The sequence below is a fragment of the Xanthomonas euroxanthea genome (assembly GCF_903989455.1).
GTDB classification, from domain to species: Bacteria; Pseudomonadota; Gammaproteobacteria; order Xanthomonadales; family Xanthomonadaceae; genus Xanthomonas; species Xanthomonas euroxanthea.
Genome location: NZ_LR861803.1, coordinates 3362523 through 3378198, shown reverse-complemented (window position 1 = coordinate 3378198; position 15676 = coordinate 3362523). Strand labels below are relative to the sequence as shown.

The 15676-nt window shown below is 65.7% G+C and carries 19 protein-coding genes; 7 read left to right on the top strand and 12 right to left on the bottom strand.

Features of this window, described 5'->3' with window-relative positions; all coding sequences use genetic code 11:
- Positions 1-70 precede the first annotated feature (70 nt).
- Complete coding sequence (sufB, locus tag H7A86_RS14195; protein ID WP_104583080.1) at positions 71-1528, bottom strand: Fe-S cluster assembly protein SufB; 1458 nt, start codon at positions 1526-1528, stop codon at positions 71-73.
- Positions 1529-1544: 16 nt separating this feature from the next.
- Complete coding sequence (locus tag H7A86_RS14190) at positions 1545-2003, bottom strand: SUF system Fe-S cluster assembly regulator (RefSeq protein ID WP_115677640.1); 459 nt, start codon at positions 2001-2003, stop codon at positions 1545-1547.
- Positions 2004-2175: 172 nt separating this feature from the next.
- On the opposite strand from H7A86_RS14190, the gene H7A86_RS14185 reads away from it, so the two are divergent.
- On the top strand, positions 2176-2643 hold the full coding sequence (locus H7A86_RS14185; RefSeq protein WP_016902346.1) for an SET domain-containing protein: 468 nt from the start codon (positions 2176-2178) through the stop codon (positions 2641-2643).
- Between the two features lie 106 nt (positions 2644-2749).
- On the top strand, positions 2750-3292 hold the full coding sequence (locus tag H7A86_RS14180) for a type 1 glutamine amidotransferase domain-containing protein (RefSeq protein WP_119131206.1): 543 nt from the start codon (positions 2750-2752) through the stop codon (positions 3290-3292).
- A 146-nt stretch (positions 3293-3438) separates the two neighbouring features.
- Here the strand turns inward: H7A86_RS14180 and H7A86_RS14175 are convergent, their stop codons facing one another.
- From H7A86_RS14175 to H7A86_RS14145, 7 genes are all read right to left on the bottom strand, one after another.
- Entirely contained in the window at positions 3439-4035 is a 597-nt protein-coding gene (locus H7A86_RS14175; protein WP_104583083.1) for a YceB family lipoprotein, read from the bottom strand.
- A gap of 55 nt (positions 4036-4090) precedes the next feature.
- Positions 4091-4633: a hypothetical protein gene (locus tag H7A86_RS14170; protein ID WP_321186571.1), complete on the bottom strand. Its 543-nt coding sequence runs from the start codon at positions 4631-4633 to the stop codon at positions 4091-4093.
- A gap of 54 nt (positions 4634-4687) precedes the next feature.
- The gene (locus tag H7A86_RS14165; protein ID WP_104583084.1) at positions 4688-4996 is read right to left on the bottom strand and encodes a DUF3861 family protein; all 309 of its coding nucleotides are present in this window, start codon (positions 4994-4996) and stop codon (positions 4688-4690) included.
- A 92-nt stretch (positions 4997-5088) separates the two neighbouring features.
- Entirely contained in the window at positions 5089-5667 is a 579-nt protein-coding gene (locus H7A86_RS14160) for a M23 family metallopeptidase (protein ID WP_119131207.1), read from the bottom strand.
- Positions 5668-5842: 175 nt separating this feature from the next.
- On the bottom strand, positions 5843-6268 hold the full coding sequence (locus H7A86_RS14155) for an HU family DNA-binding protein (protein WP_119131208.1): 426 nt from the start codon (positions 6266-6268) through the stop codon (positions 5843-5845).
- A gap of 602 nt (positions 6269-6870) precedes the next feature.
- The gene (gene proC / locus H7A86_RS14150) at positions 6871-7725 is read right to left on the bottom strand and encodes a pyrroline-5-carboxylate reductase (protein WP_104583087.1); all 855 of its coding nucleotides are present in this window, start codon (positions 7723-7725) and stop codon (positions 6871-6873) included.
- 74 nt (positions 7726-7799) lie between these two features.
- Positions 7800-8492 (bottom strand): YggS family pyridoxal phosphate-dependent enzyme, encoded by a 693-nt coding sequence (locus tag H7A86_RS14145; protein ID WP_119131209.1) that lies wholly within the window; start codon positions 8490-8492, stop codon positions 7800-7802.
- Between the two features lie 324 nt (positions 8493-8816).
- On the opposite strand from H7A86_RS14145, the gene H7A86_RS14140 reads away from it, so the two are divergent.
- From H7A86_RS14140 to H7A86_RS14130, 3 genes are all read left to right on the top strand, one after another.
- Positions 8817-9854 (top strand): type IV pilus twitching motility protein PilT, encoded by a 1038-nt coding sequence (locus H7A86_RS14140; protein ID WP_104583089.1) that lies wholly within the window; start codon positions 8817-8819, stop codon positions 9852-9854.
- A 128-nt stretch (positions 9855-9982) separates the two neighbouring features.
- Positions 9983-11113 (top strand): PilT/PilU family type 4a pilus ATPase, encoded by a 1131-nt coding sequence (locus H7A86_RS14135; protein ID WP_016902355.1) that lies wholly within the window; start codon positions 9983-9985, stop codon positions 11111-11113.
- 272 nt (positions 11114-11385) lie between these two features.
- On the top strand, positions 11386-12060 hold the full coding sequence (locus H7A86_RS14130; protein WP_164739766.1) for a YitT family protein: 675 nt from the start codon (positions 11386-11388) through the stop codon (positions 12058-12060).
- A gap of 13 nt (positions 12061-12073) precedes the next feature.
- Here the strand turns inward: H7A86_RS14130 and H7A86_RS14125 are convergent, their stop codons facing one another.
- The 3 genes from H7A86_RS14125 to H7A86_RS14115 all read right to left on the bottom strand — a co-directional run bounded on the left by H7A86_RS14125 (position 12074) and on the right by H7A86_RS14115 (position 14293).
- Positions 12074-12973: a DUF72 domain-containing protein gene (locus tag H7A86_RS14125; protein WP_119131210.1), complete on the bottom strand. Its 900-nt coding sequence runs from the start codon at positions 12971-12973 to the stop codon at positions 12074-12076.
- A gap of 61 nt (positions 12974-13034) precedes the next feature.
- The gene (locus tag H7A86_RS14120) at positions 13035-13757 is read right to left on the bottom strand and encodes a hypothetical protein (RefSeq protein WP_232099104.1); all 723 of its coding nucleotides are present in this window, start codon (positions 13755-13757) and stop codon (positions 13035-13037) included.
- A complete protein-coding gene (locus tag H7A86_RS14115; RefSeq protein ID WP_119127834.1) occupies positions 13754-14293 on the bottom strand; it encodes a DNA-3-methyladenine glycosylase I in 540 nt (179 codons plus the stop codon). Before H7A86_RS14115 ends, H7A86_RS14120 begins: the two co-directional genes overlap by 4 nt.
- A gap of 345 nt (positions 14294-14638) precedes the next feature.
- Between H7A86_RS14115 and H7A86_RS14110 the strand changes: the two genes are divergently transcribed.
- Both H7A86_RS14110 and ruvX read left to right on the top strand, forming a co-directional pair.
- On the top strand, positions 14639-15205 hold the full coding sequence (locus tag H7A86_RS14110; protein WP_119131211.1) for a YqgE/AlgH family protein: 567 nt from the start codon (positions 14639-14641) through the stop codon (positions 15203-15205).
- Positions 15198-15665 carry a Holliday junction resolvase RuvX gene (gene ruvX, locus H7A86_RS14105; RefSeq protein ID WP_104583092.1) on the top strand — a complete coding sequence of 156 codons (468 nt, stop codon included), beginning with the start codon at positions 15198-15200 and terminating at the stop codon, positions 15663-15665. Before H7A86_RS14110 ends, ruvX begins: the two co-directional genes overlap by 8 nt.
- Positions 15666-15676: the final 11 nt, after the last annotated feature.

The window sequence follows — 15676 nt, the reverse complement described above, 5'->3', positions numbered from 1 at the left end:
TTGGCGCGGCAAGGAGCAGGAAAGAGAACCAATACCGATTCTCCATTCCCCACTCCCGATTCCGTCGGCGTCAGCCGACGCTGCCTTCCAGCGAGACTTCCAGCAGCTTCTTGGCTTCCACCGCGAACTCCATCGGCAGCTCGCGGAACACCTGCTTGCAGAAGCCGTCGACGATCAGCGACACCGCGTCTTCCTGGCTGATGCCGCGCGCGCGGCAATAGAACAGCTGGTCGTCGCTGATCTTGGAGGTGGTGGCCTCGTGCTCGACGGTGGCGCCGGGATTCTTCACCTCGATGTAGGGGAAGGTATGCGCGCCGCACTGCTTGCCGATCAACAACGAATCGCACTGGGTGTAGTTGCGCGCGCCATCGGCATTGCGGTCCACCTTGACCAGGCCGCGATAGGTGTTCTGCCCGCGCCCGGCGCTGATGCCCTTGCTGACGATCTTGCTCTTGGTGCGCTTGCCGATGTGGATCATCTTGGTGCCGGTATCGGCCTGCTGACGGTGATGGGTCAGCGCCACCGAATGGAACTCGCCGACCGAATCGTCGCCGAGCAGCACGCAGGAGGGATACTTCCAGGTGATCGCCGAACCGGTTTCGACCTGGGTCCAGGTGACCTTGCTGCGCGCGCCGCGGCACTCGGCACGCTTGGTGACGAAGTTGTAGATGCCGCCACGGCCTTCCTCGTCGCCCGGATACCAGTTCTGCACGGTCGAATACTTGATTTCGGCATCTTCCAGCGTCACCAGCTCGACCACCGCCGCGTGCAACTGGTTCTCATCGCGCATCGGCGCGGTGCAGCCTTCCAGATACGACACATAGGCCTTGTCCTCGCACACGATCAAGGTGCGTTCGAACTGCCCGGTGTGGCCGGCGTTGATGCGGAAATAGGTGCTCAGTTCCATCGGGCAACGCACGCCCTTCGGGATGAAAACGAAGCTGCCATCGGAGAACACCGCCGAGTTGAGCGCGGCGAAATAGTTGTCGCCGACCGGCACCACGCTGCCCAGATACTGCTTGACGATCTCCGGGTGTTCCTTGATGGCCTCGGACATCGAGCAGAAGATCACGCCCTTTTCGGCCAGTTCCTTGCGGAACGTGGTGCCGACCGAGACCGAGTCGAACACCGCATCCACTGCCACGCCGGCCAGCCGGGCGCGCTCGTGCAACGGCACGCCGAGCTTGTCGTAGGTGTCGAGCAGTTCCTTGGGCACGTCGTCCAGCGAGGCGTACTTCGGGCCCTTGGGCGCGGAGTAATAGCTCAATGCCTGGAAATCGATCGGCGAAACCTTCAATTTCGCCCATTCCGGCATCGGCATCTTCAGCCAGTGCCGATACGCCTCAAGACGCCAGTCGGTCATCCATTGCGGCTCGTCTTTCTTGGCCGACAACGCACGGATGACGTCCTCGTCCAGGCCGGGCGGGAGCGAGTCCGATTCGATCTCGGTGATGAAGCCGGCGTCATAGCGTCGGCCCAACCGTTCGATGATTTCGGCATTCTGCGGGGGTGCAAGTTCGGTGGCCATCGGGCTGCCTACAGGGTCAGGTGGTCGCGACGCGTGCGGCGATGGAACGCCGACGGCCGTCGCCAGGGAGAGAGAGGGGCTGCAACATCTGGGCGAGCGTGACGCGACGCAATGCATCGCCGACCACGTCGTTGATCAGGCGCCAGTTGGAGCGCACCCCGCATGTCTGCGCGATGCCGCACTGGCTGTGGTCCTGGCTGCATTCGGTGATCGCCAGCGGGCCTTCCATCGCCTCGACGATCTCCACCAGCGTGATCTCGCTGGCCGCGCGCGCCAGGCGGTAGCCGCCATGCACGCCGCGCAGCCCTTCGACCAGGCCTGCCTGCGACAGCGGCTTGAGGATCTTGCTCACGGTCGGCGGTTCCAGGCCGGCCTGCTCGGCCAGTTCGCTGGCGCTGAGCACCTGCCCACAGCGCGCTGCCAGGACGGTCAACACGACGGTGGCGTAATCGGTGAGTTTGGTGACGCGCAACATGAGAAGGCGATAACCTTAAAGCGGACCGAAATTGTACTCTTTCCGGCCGGGCAGGGCCAACCGCCCCGTTCAGCCGCCGGCAAGCGTGCGCCGTTGCGAGCGATGGTGCGCTTGTGCTTGGCGCATCGTCGCACTGCAGTCACAATGAGCGGCCCCATCACTGGACCCCTTCATGTCGCGCAAAGTTGCCGCCCGCAAGTCACGTATCCACGGCAATGGCATGTTCGCCCTCGCCGCGCTCCGCAAAGGCGAGCGCATCATCCAGTACAAGGGGCGTTTGCGCACGCACGCGGAAGTGGATGCCGATGACACCGGCGATGTCGAAAGCGGGCATACCTTCCTGTTCACGCTCAGCGACGACTACGTGCTGGATGCCAACTACGAGGGCAATGTCGCGCGCTGGATCAACCACAGCTGCAATCCCAATTGCGAAGCGGTGATCGAAGAGGCCGAAGGCGACGACCGTAGCAAGGACAAGATCTTCATCGAGGCCAAACGCGCGATCAAGGCCGGCGAAGAGCTCACCTACAATTACGGCATCACGCTGGCCGAGCGGCATACGCCGCGTCTGAAGAAGATCTGGGCATGCCGCTGCGGGTCCAAGAACTGCACCGGCACGATGCTTCAGCCCAAGCGCTGAGCACGCGCGTGCGGCTGCCCGCACTGACGCGGCGCACACATCGGTTCACCCACGTGCAACAGCTGCACGACTAGCGTGCGGGCTTCTTTTCAGCAAGGAGTCCCCCATGTCTTATTCGCTCTCCGGCAAGACCATCGCCGTGCTGGCCACCGACGGCTTCGAACAGTCCGAACTGACTGAGCCCAAACGCCTGCTGGAATCCTGGGGTGCCAAGGTCGATGTGATCGCGCCCGGTGACGCCGCGCAGATTCGCGCCTGGGACAAGACCGACTGGGGCGATTCGGTGTCGGTGGACCAGCGGCTGGACCAGGCCAAGGTCGACACCTACGATGCGCTGGTGCTGCCGGGCGGTGTGCTCAACCCCGATACCTTGCGCGGCGACGCCAAGGCGATCGCATTCATCCAGGCGTTTGCCAGTGCAGACAAGCCGGTTGCCGCGATCTGCCACGGCCCGTGGCTGCTGGTGGAAAGCGATCTGGTGCGCGATCGCGACGTCACCTCGTGGTCGTCGGTCAAGACCGACCTGCGCAATGCCGGCGCACGCTGGCAGGATGCAGAGGTCGTTGTCGACGGGGCGCTGATCACCAGCCGCAAGCCGGACGATATCCCGGCCTTCACCGCCGCGGTGGCCAAGGCCCTGGCGTCCTGATCGCGTCGTTGCAATGGTGACGGCATGAAAGCAAAGGCCCGGCGTGGTGGCGCCGGGCCTTTGTCTTGTTCAAATAATGGTTCGCGTGAGTTGGCGCAACGGCATGACGGCGTACGTCCATGCTGCGTCGCGACCGGTGCGAGGGCCTATTTCCCGGACAGTGCGGCTGCCGGCACCAGTTGCTCGATGTTCTGGTTGAAATTGACCGCGACGCGGCCGTTCTGGATGCCGACCGACTCCACCTGCACATTGCCCATCACCGCCGCGATGGCCGGGTCGATGCGATAGATCGGCTCCTTGCGCGCGTAATCGGCCAGCCAGGCATTGAGCAGCTGGCGGGTGCTTTGGTCGAGTCGTGCGCCGGCGTTGGCCGGGCGGAAGTCATCGATGGTGGGCTGATCCAGGTAAAAGCCCTGCTTGGCGGTGTCGTAGCGCAGTGCGCTGGTCAAGGTCACATTGCCGACCGGTGCGGGCGCGCCGCCGGCGGTGGCCAGCGCCAGATCGAATGCCATCTTGAGCCGGTCGCCCGGCGGCAGCGACAGCGCCGGATTGCTGACCGTCATCTCGACCAGGCCGCCCAGCGCATCATGCGTCTGCGGGAAGCGGCCACCCAGGAACTGCTGCAGGTCGCTGCCCTGCACGCTGATCTGGTGCCCCTGGATCTGCGGCGTCGCCCACGCGCCGGTCGTCGGTAGCGCCAGAGCCAGGGCAAGCAGGGATCCGGCAAGCGAACGCAGTTTCATCGGGTGACTCCGGCAACAGGTGAGATCACCTTAGTCGGTGCCGGTGAACCGTGGGTTAGCGCAATACCGGGTGCAGGGTGGCCGAATAGATCTCCCAGTCGTCGCTGCCGCTGCGCGGCTGCAGCCGGTAGGCGCCAACCAGGCGTTGGGTGCCGGTGTCGGTGCGCACGATCAGTCGCACCGGCACTTCGATCATGCGCGGGGGCTGCGCGTGGTCCAGTGCGATGGGCGGGTCGTTGTCGATGCGCATCGACTGGATGTTGGTAATGCTGCGCAGCGCCGCATCGTCCGGTACCGGCGCAGGGCGACCACCCCTCCACAGTGCATCGGCATCGCCACGTGCCGCGCCGGGCAAGGCGCCCAGATACCGCTGCACGGTTGCGCTTGCTTTGGCGAAGCTGGCGCGCGTGGCGGCATCGTCAAGGTTGGCATCGGTTGCGGGTCGTGCGGGCGCATCGCCCTCGGTGGCGACCCCTGGCGTCTTGGTTGCCGCCATGACTTGCGAGGACGCTGCCGCGGCGGTTTCTTCGTCAGCGCTGCGATGACAACTGCAACCGGCGATGGCCGCTGCAAACATGACGATCCCCAACCCACGCATGGCGCATCTCCCGTCCCCGATGCGCGCAGTGTAGCGATCACCGCGGCGTCGGTCTCAGCTGCCGGGAGCCGGCTGCACGCGCTGCAGGCGCTCCAGCAGCAACTGCAGTTTTGGCCGCAAGGCCTCCAGCGCATCGCTTGGCTGCGCGCGCGGGCGGGCGGCCAGGTCTTCCAGCAACTGCGAACCGACGGTCAGTGCGGCACATTCGTCGCTGCTCAAATCGCGTCGCAGGTGCAGCTCCTCGAGCAGCCGCATCCAGTCGGCACGTGAGCGCTGTTCGAATTCGATGGTGCAGCGATCGCTGCAGGGGCGGCCATCGCTCTCGATGGGCGTGACCGTAATGCGATAGCGTTTTCGGGACATGGAAAGGGCGTCGTTCCTTGGGCTGACTCCACCATAGGCGCAGCCAGCAACGGCCTCGATAGCGCGGGCCATGACGCAGTGTTCCAGCATGCTCACTGTGCCGGCTGTGGCACGGGTTTGCGCAGCAGCGGCAGCGGATCGTACGCACCGTTGCGCCCATAGACACCATAGTGCAGATGCGGCGGCGTGCCGCGCGCGTTGCCGGTGGTGCCGACCATGCCGAGCCGCGTGCCGGGCTCGACGACATCGCCAACGGCCAGGCCGGCGGCCCAATCGTCCAGGTGCGCATAGTAATGGCGTTCCATCGCCGGCCCGAGCACCCAGACCTGTTTGCCGCCCAGGCCTTGATCGCGGATGGCACTGACCACCCCGCGCGTTGCGGACAGCACCGGCGTGCCGCGCGGCGCGAAGATATCCACGCCGGCATGGCGTCGGTCGCGACCGCGCGGTGCGCCGAAGGTATCGGCGATGCGGCGCGCCTGCACCCCTTCGACCGGTACCGATAACTGCGCCGGTGGCGGCATGCGCGACAACTCCCAGCTGGTGCGCAGTTGTTCGGCAATCGGCAATTGCCATGCCCAGCGCGCCGCCACACCCAGGACGCACAGCAGCGCAATCGACACCAGCAGGTGGCGCAGGCGACGTGCAGGGCTGCGGGCTGCCGACGGCATCGGTGTGGATGGGCGGGGAGACGATGGATCGGTCACATGCACCTGCTGCGTTGCGAATCAGCGTGCAGGGTAGGCAAGTGCCGATGAGCGGCATGTGGGTAGTGAGGCGGGCGGTCACGTGCGCAAAAAAAAGACGGCCCGCAGGCCGCCTTCGTGGCACCGGAGGCATGCTCGATTAGAGCGCGGCGTCCTTCAACTTCTTCAACAGGCGCGCCTTGACCTTGAAGCTGGCCGGCCGCGCTGCAAAGGTCTGCTCTTCCTTGGTGAACGGGTTGATGCCCTTGCGCTTCGGCTTGGCCGGCACGTGGACGCTGGTCAGCTTCAGCATGCCCGGCAGGGTGAACGAGCCGGCGCCCTTCTTGTTCAGCGACGAATGGGCGGCCGATTCCAGCGACGCCAGAACGGCGCGGACGTCCTTCGGAGCCAGCTGGGTGGATTCGGCAATGTGCGCGACCAGGCCGGTCTTGCTCAGCGCTTCCTTGATCGGCTTCGGCGCAGCGGACTTGGCAGCAGCGGCCTTGGCCGGCTTTGCGGTCTTGGTCGCGGCGACCTTTTTCACTGCCTTCTTGGGGGCAGCCTTCTTAGCGGCGGTTTTTGCCATGAGTTATGTGTTCCGTGATCGTTGGTGGTGTTGGGTCTGCCGACCCGGTCGGCAACGCGAAATGTAGGGCAACTGCTGCGCGCCGCCAATAGGCAAACGATGAAACAACCGAAAAAAAGCGTCTTTTGACGGGGATTCGTTCACCGCTGGCGGAAAACCCCCGCCAAAGCGCTGTCGAAGCGGCTGCAATGCGCATGGCGATGCGGTGTCTGACGCACAGCAGCAGGTCCTTTGCGCGAAGGCATGTGTGCTTTTTTGCAGCGTGTTCGGTGCCGAGCGTTGCTCACGGTGTGCTGCCGGCGGTGGCGTTCGCTGCCGCGATCAGCGTTGCTGCGTGGCGACGCCTTGCAGGAGACGTCTGGCGTTGCCGGCTGTTGGTACGCGTACCCGAGGCTTTGTTCGATCCGTCGACCCGCTGCGTTCGCGCTGTTGCTGCCATGTGCGCCAGTCACGTGCGCCGGGTTTTTTCCTGCACCTGGCAGGCGCCGATGCGCGACGTGTCGTGACGGTTCCACCGCACAGTCGCCGTGGCACTCCCGCGCGCGGCACGGCCGGCCGCTGCGAGACATTCCTGGTTTGGATGATGTCCCGTCACCGGTCGACTAATCATTGGCCGCCGACAAGCTGCGGCCGCGTTCGGTCGCTGCGGCAATCGCCTGGGCGGTGAGCGCTTCGAACTGGCCAGCCTGAAATGTCTCGATTGCCGCCTGCGTGGTGCCGTTGGGCGAGGTCACCCGGCGGCGGAGCAGCTCCGGTGCTTCGCCCGATTCGGTCAGCATGCGCGAGGCACCGAGCAGGGTCTGCAGCACCAGTGTGCGTGCGGTCTCGGCTGGTAGGCCTTGCGCACGCGCGGCGGCTTCCATCGCTTCGGCCAGCAGGAACACATAGGCCGGACCGCTGCCGGAGACCGCGGTCACCGCGTCCATCTGCGCTTCGTCGTCGATCCAGACGGTGACACCGGCGCTCTCCAGCAAGCCGGTTGCCTGCGCGCGTTGCTCGTCGGACACGCGGGAATTGGCATACAGCCCGGTGACGCCGGCACCGAGCAGCGCGGGCGTATTGGGCATCGCGCGCACCACCGCAAGGTTGCCGCCGGACCAGCGCTCCAGCTGCGGCGCGGTGATGCCGGCGGCGATGGACAGCAGCAACGGCTGTTGCGCCTGCGCAAGATCGGCCAGCTGCGCGCATACCGCCGGCAGCACCTGCGGCTTGACCGCCAGCACCCAGACGGCTGCGCCCTCCACCGCGCTGCGTGCCTGCTCCACGGCATGCACGCCGAAATCGCGCGCCAGCGCATCGCGCAGTTCGGCCACCGGCTCGGCGACGCGGATGCTGGCAGCGGGGACGCCTTGCCGGATCAGCCCGGCAATCAGGCTGCGCGCCATGTTGCCGCCACCGACGAATGCGGTGAGCGCAGCGGCAGCAGGCGAGGGCGCGGGGGCGGAGGGCAGAGTCATTGCGATACCTTAAATAAGAGGGAGCAGGATAAGAGGGCGCAGCGACGCTGCGCGCGGCTGACCGGAAGGAATGCTCAGGACGCTGCGGCAGCCGATGAAGCGCGTTCGCCGAACAAGGCAGTTCCCACCCGCACCATGGTCGCGCCAGCTGCGATCGCTTCGGCAAAATCTGAACTCATGCCCATCGACAAGGTATCCACCTGCGGGTAACGGCGCTTGAGGTCTTCGAACAGGTTCTGCATGCGGGTAAACGCCGCCATGCGGCGCGCCTGCTCGGGAAACGGCGCGGGGATCGCCATCAGGCCGCGCAATTGCAGCTGCGGTTGCAGCGCGATGGCCGCGGCCAGGCCGTCGACCGCCTCCGGCGCGCAGCCGTGCTTGCTGTCCTCGTCGTCGATATTGACCTGGATCAGCACATTCAACGGTGCGCGATCGGCCGGGCGGTGCCTGGCCAGCGGTGCGATCAGCTTGGCGCGGTCCACGGTCTGCACCCAGTCGAACCACTGGCTGGCCAGTTCGGCCTTGTTGGATTGCAGGTGGCCGATCAGGTGCCACTCCAGTCCCAGCGTCTGCAGCCGGGCGATCTTGGTTTGCGCTTCCTGCACATAGTTTTCGCCGAACGCCCGCTGGCCCTGCGCCGCCAGCGCGGCAACCGCATCCGCCGGCCGGGTCTTGGACACTGCCAGCAGGCGCACATCGGCGCGCGCGTGCCGAGCCGCGGCGGCGTGGATGGCATCGAGAATCTGCTGCAGCGACGAAGCCGGCACGTGGCAATCCAGGCGGGAAAGGAACGCTATAGTGCCGCCCCCGGCAGCGTCCTTCCAGCCGGCTTGCCGAATCGGGCCGGCCAAGGACGCTGCACCGGCGCGCGGCGGTGCCGGGACCGGCCGCAGGCGTGGCGAGCCGGCGGTCGATGCCCGAGCCGGACCAGGCAAGGAGCGTGCCCGCACCGCAGCCCCAAACCAACGCCTTCAGGCCCGCCCGATGGTGCCGGCCTGAACCGGCCGCGCGCCGCTTCCCGCCGGCAGCCAGAACGCTATACTGCCGCTTGGGGAGTAACTTCCAATCGCAGCCTAGGGGAAAAGCAGCGCATGGATATCGCTGAACTATTGGCGTTTTCTGTCAAGAACAAGGCATCGGACCTGCATCTGTCGGCTGGCTTGCCGCCGATGATCCGTGTCGATGGCGATGTCCGTCGCATCAATATTCCGGCTCTGGACCACAAGCAGGTACATGCGCTGGTCTACGACATCATGTCGGACAAGCAGCGTCGCGATTACGAGGAATTCCTCGAGGTCGACTTCTCGTTCGAGATCACGTCGCTGGCGCGCTTCCGCGTCAATGCCTTCAACCAGAACCGCGGCGCCGGTGCGGTGTTCCGTACCATTCCGTCCGAAGTGCTGACGTTGGAGGACCTGGGCTGCCCGCCGATCTTCCGCCAGCTGATCGACCAGCCGCAGGGCCTGATCCTGGTCACCGGTCCGACCGGTTCGGGCAAGTCGACCACGCTCGCCGGCATGATCGACTACATCAACAAGAACGAATACGGCCACATCCTCACCGTCGAGGATCCGATCGAATTCGTGCATACCTCGCAGAAGTGCCTGATCAACCAGCGCGAAGTGCACCGCGACACGCACGGCTTCAACGAGGCGCTGCGCTCGGCGCTGCGCGAAGACCCGGACATCATCCTGGTCGGCGAATTGCGCGACCTGGAAACCATCCGCCTGGCGTTGACCGCCGCCGAAACCGGCCACCTGGTGTTCGGCACCCTGCACACCAGCTCGGCGGCCAAGACCATCGACCGCATCATCGACGTGTTCCCGGCCGGCGAAAAGCCGATGGTGCGCTCGATGCTGTCCGAATCGCTGCGTGCGGTGATTTCGCAGGCGTTGCTCAAGAAAGTGGGCGGCGGGCGCACCGCCGCCTGGGAAATCATGGTCGGCACCCCGGCCATCCGTAACCTGATCCGCGAGGACAAGGTGGCGCAGATGTACTCCTCGATCCAGACCGGCCAGCAATACGGCATGCAGACGCTGGACCAGCATCTGCAGGACCTGGTCAAGCGCAGCCTGATCACGCGCAACCAGGCACGCGAATACGCCAAGGACAAGCGGATCTTCGAGTGATTCGGGAATAGGGAGTCGGGAATGGGGAATCGCAACAGCAGGTTTCCTGACCGGTCCCGGCTCCCGGTTGCTGGCTTTCCCGATTCCCGATTCTCGATTTCCCATTCCCGGCTCCGAAGGAGCACGCCATGAGCACCATCGACTTCACCTCCTTCCTCAAGCTGATGGCGCACCAGAAGGCGTCGGATCTGTTCATCACCTCGGGGATGCCGCCGGCGATCAAGGTGCACGGCAAGATCAGTCCGATCACCCAGACGCCGCTGACCGCGCAACAGAGCCGCGACCTGGTGCTGAACGTGATGACGCCGTCGCAGCGCGAAGAATTCGAAAAGACCCACGAGTGCAATTTCGCCATCGGCGTGTCCGGGGTCGGGCGCTTTCGCGTGAGCTGCTTCTACCAGCGCAACCAGGTCGGCATGGTGCTGCGCCGGATCGAAACGCGCATCCCCACGGTGGAGGAGTTGAGCCTGCCGCCGGTGATCAAGACGCTGGCGATGACCAAGCGCGGGATCATCATCTTCGTCGGCGCCACCGGTACCGGTAAATCGACCTCGCTGGCGGCGATGATCGGTTACCGCAACCAGAATTCCACCGGGCACATCATCACCATCGAAGACCCGATCGAATTCGTGCACAAGCACGAGGGCTGCATCATCACCCAGCGCGAAGTCGGCATCGATACCGACAGCTGGGAGAACGCGCTGAAAAACACCCTGCGCCAGGCGCCGGACGTGATCATGATCGGCGAGGTGCGCACCCGCGAGGGCATGGATCACGCCGTGGCCTTTGCCGAAACCGGCCACCTGGTGCTGTGCACCCTGCACGCCAACAACGCCAACCAGGCGATGGACCGCATCATCAACTTCTTCCCGGAAGACCGGCGCAACCAGCTGCTGATGGATCTGTCGCTCAATCTCAAGGGCGTGGTCGCGCAGCAGCTGATTCCGACCCCGGATGGTCGCGGCCGGCGTGTGGCGATGGAGATCATGCTGGGCACGCCGCTGGTGCAGGACTACATCCGCGACGGCGAGATCCACAAGCTCAAGGAGATCATGAAGGAGTCCACCAACCTGGGCATGCGCACCTTCGATCAGAGCCTGTTCGAGCTGTACCAGGCCGGCGAAATCAGCTACGAAGACGCGCTGCGCTACGCCGACTCGCAGAACGAGGTGCGCCTGCGCATCAAGCTCTCGCAGGGCGGCGACGCCAAGACCCTGGCCCAGGGCCTGGATGGCGTGGAGATCGCCGAGGTTCGTTGAGCGATTGCAGGCGTGCTGCCGTGGCCGATGGCCGGGGCATGTGCGGAAGCAGGATGGCCTGCGCCGGGCGCGGCGTGTTGCTGACTGCAGCTGTCCGGTGCGCGATGCCAGCGGCGGATGGCGCCGCAGCGACACGGGCGCAGCGGACGGCGCGGACGGTGTGATGTTTCAGATGTAACCAGGTGCGCCGATAGTGTCTAATATCCGCACCCCACCGCAGTGCCCAGCCCGTGAGCCTTCCCGATTCCGATCTCCGTCCGGAGCAAGAGCCGTTGCCCGACGACGGCACAGTGATGACGTCCGGTCCGTTGACGCCGCCACCGGATTCGGCCGGCACCGCCGCCGACGACCACGCATTTCACCACTCGGTGGCCGAGGACGTGCAGGGCATGGTGCTGGCCACACTGGTGGCCTCGCTGGGCCTGGCGATCTTCGCCAAGGGCGGGCTGATGATCGGCGGCATGGCCGGCGTGGCGTTCCTGCTGCATTACGCGCTGCACTGGAATTTCGGCCTGGTGTTCGTGCTGGTCAACCTGCCGTTCTATTGGCTGAGCGTGCGCCGCATGGGCTGGGAATTCACCTTGAAGACCTTTGCCGCGGTCGGCGCCTGCGGTGCGCTCACCGACCTGCTGCCGCGCTGGGCCGATTACGCCCACATCAGCACGCTTTTTTCGGCGATCGTCGGCGGCGCGCTGGCGGGCCTGGGCATTCTGTTCTTCATTCGCCACCGCGGCAGCCTCGGCGGCATCGGCATCCTGGCGGTGTATCTGCAGCGCGAGCGTGGCTGGAGTGCGGGCAAGGTGCAGATGAGTTTCGATGCGATACTCATGCTAGTCGCGTTCTTCGTGCTGACGCCGGACAAGGTACTGTATTCGGCCATTGGCGCGCTGATGCTGAGCCTGGTGCTGATGTTCAACCACCGGCCGCACCGCTACATGGGCGTGTGAGCGCGCAGCGGAATTACACGACCTCCTCGCGCGCCGGGCAGTCTGTGGGCAGGTCCAGTCGCTGCATCAGGCCGCGCGCATCGAACGGTGCGTGCACCTTCATGTCGTTGTCGAAATAGCAGTACACGTCGCGCCGCGCGCGCTTGCTGGCACGCGGCCCGACACGCTGCGCATCGGAGGGCTCACCGCCTGCTGCCCAGGCCGCGATCCGCTCGCCCCAGCGGTCCAGAGCGTGGTCGCTGTAGCCGCTGGCATACAGCTGCGCGTCGCCATGCAGCCGCAGGTAGACAAAGTCGGCAGTGACATCCTCCAGGTACGGAAACTTGCCTGCAGTGTCGGCCACCACCACGCCCACCTTGTGCTTGCGCAGCAGCTTCATGCAGGACGGGTCGCAGAAGCTGGAATGGCGCATTTCCAGCGCATGCCGTAGCGGGCGCTTGCGATCGACGCTCAAGGCCGTGCGCCCATGCATCAAGGTGGTGTCGCGTTTGCGCGCCAGGGTGAGTGCCGCCTCCGTGTCGTGCGGCAGGTTGGAGAGAAATGCATCCAGCACCGCTGCGTCAAAGCGCAGGCTTGGCGGCAATTGCCACAGGATCGGCCCTAGCTTTGGCCCCAGCCGCAGTACGCCGGATGCAAAGAAGTTGGCCAGCGCCTGTTCGCAATCGCGCAGCCGCTTCATATGCGTGACAAACCGCGGTCCTTTGACCGCGAAGACGAAGTCGTCCGGCGTCTCGTCATGCCAGCTCTGGTAGCTCTCCGGCCGCTGCAGCGAATAGAACGAGCCATTGATTTCCACACTGGGAAAACAGCGCCCGGCGTAGGCCAACTCGCGCCGCTGGGCCAGGCCAGTCGGGTAGAACGTGCCGCGCCAGCGTGCATAACGCCAGCCTGAAATGCCGATGCGGATGCTCATGTGCCGACCATGCCGCGACGGGTGTGCAGTGATCGTGGATGCTGCGGCAAGGCCGCGTCATCTAGTGCGCCGCGTGCGTGCGAGTGGATAAGCGGGACGGCATTGTCGAAACGAGCGCGCCGCTGCAAGGCGGGCGCGGCCGGTGCGCGGAGTAGGCATGGAGCGCGCCCCGGTACCTGCCTGGTGCGCAATCACTGTCTGGCTGTACCTGTGGGCGTGGGGGCGGCTGCGCGGAAGCCATCGTCATGACCCGCAGCACTGTGATTTGGGTAAATAGACCGGTGCCGCCCACATAGGCGTCATCCAGCAGATCGCGTTGGCCGTCCTCGTCCAGGTCGATCAGGGTGTAGTGGTGGCCGCGGTTCTCGGAGAGATCGTCTGCTTCGCTGGTGGTGCGCGCGCGGTAGGCTTGCAGCGCGTGCCACTCGGCATCGGTGACGCCGGCCGGCTGCGTGGGTGACACCGCCTCGGATGGGTCTTCCGCCGGATCCGGGCTCGCAATGTCGAAGCTTTGCCCGCTGGTATCGGCGTAGCGTTTCATCACGGTGTCGATGGGCGTGGGGTCGCTGGCCGGCACGGCGGCAATGTCACGGCGCAACTGGTCCAGCACCTGCGTCAGCGAAAGCCCAGGCACCTTGTGCGCGTCTGCCTGCGGCACCGCCGCGGCGAAGGCAATCAGCAACCCGCCAATGCTCAGCGAGCAGCGCAGGCGAGAGGTGTGATGCGGTGTGGCCGCCGCACGGAGTGCTGGCGCCTCGCACGCGGCACGCAGGGTGTCGCTCACGCGCTGCGCATCCAGGGCGGCGACAGTGCCTGAATGTCCGCAAATACCGGGCACTCGGGATGGTGCGCGCCGGGCAGGTAGCCCAGGCTCATCAGGAATTCGCCAGTGATCTCGCCGCCGGTGAAGCGGAAGGTCTTCTTGAACAGCTTGACCCAGGCGGCTTTGTCGAGCGGGTGCTGCGCGTCCAGCCATTGCGCGAAGCTGCCGTGCGTGGCGCGCAGCTGCTGGATGACCTGCGCATTGTGGATGGCCGCCAGCACCTTCAAGCGGTTGCGGATGATGCCGGCATCGCCGAGCAGCCGTGCGATGTCGCTCTCGCCATAGGCCGCCACCGTGTCCACGTCGAAGCCGCCGTAGGCGCGCTGGAAGTTGCCGCGCTTGCGCAGGATGGTTTCCCAGCTCAGCCCGGCCTGATTGATCTCCAGCACCAGGCGCTCGAACAGCTCGGACTCCTCGCGTTGCGGAAAGCCGTACTCGTGATCGTGGTAATGGCCGTGGACCGGATGGCCTGGGGCGATGCTGCAGTAGCCGCTCATGGGATGCCTGTTGTTGATGGACCGGTTGTAGGTGGACCGGCTGTGAGTGGACCAAGGGCCGGCGCTGTGGCCGGGAATCCGATGCACGGCCACAGCGACCGAACAGCGACGCGTGGGTGGATAGATCGACTGCCGTACCGGAGCAGATCGATCGCGGTAAGGCACAGCCTGTAGGGCCGCTGCGCAGCCGCCAGCAATCTGAATGGGCCGGTCTTGCCTGCCGGACCATCGGTGGCGTCTGCAAGGTCCAAGTCCATCGGTCACATCGGCAGTCCAATCACGTCCGCGTGCAGCAAGTATGGCAGCGGCTCTGCGCGCGGCGAAGCGAACGGCTAGAATGCGGCCATGTCCGTTTTTCCCACGCCTCTGGCCAACCAACTGCTGATCGCGCTTCCGGCGCTGTCCGATCCCACCTTTTCGCGTAGCGTCGCGCTGATCTGCCAGCACGACGAGAACGGCGCCATGGGCGTGCTGGTCAACCGGCCCTCCGAATACACCCTGGGCGAGGTCCTGTCGCAGATGGGCATCGACACCGTCGACGACCACCTGCGTGAGCAGGTCGTGCTCAGCGGCGGGCCGGTGCACCCGGAACGCGGTTTCGTCATCCACGACGATGCGCGCGACTGGGATTCCAGCCTGGAAGTGGGGCAGGGCGTGTACCTGACCACCTCGCGCGACATCCTCGAAGCCATGGCGGCCGGCGAAGGCCCGCGCAATGCGCTGGTGGCACTGGGCTGTGCCGGCTGGGGCGCGGGGCAACTGGAATTCGAACTGGGCGAGAACAGCTGGCTGACCGCGCCGTCGGATGCCAATGTGCTGTTCGCCACCGCGCTGGAAGATCGCTGGCAGACCGCTGCCGGGCGCATCGGCGTGGATCTGTTCCGGCTGACGGATTATTCCGGGCATGCCTGAGGCGGGCGCGATCCGCCCCGATGGCACGGTGCTGGGCTTCGACGTGGGGTCGCGCCGGATCGGCGTGGCGGTCGGTACCGCATTGGGCGCCGGTGCGCGTGCAGTGGCGGTCATCCCTGTGCATGCGAATGGCCCGGACTGGGTCGCGCTGGACCGCGTGCACAAGGAATGGCGCCCCGACGGCCTGGTGGTCGGCGACCCGCTGACCCTGGACGACAAGGATCAACCCGCACGCAAGCGCGCACATGCCTTTGCCCGCCAACTGCGCGAGCGCTATGCGCTGCCGGTGGTACTGATCGACGAGCGCTCCAGTTCGGTCGAAGCTGCGCAGCGCTTCGCGCGCGAGCGCGCCGACGGGCGCAAGCGCCGCCGCGATGCCGAGGCGCTGGACGCGATGGCGGCCGCGGTGATCGTCGAACGCTGGTTGGCCGCACCCGACCAAGCCACCCTTCTTCCCTGACACTCCCGACC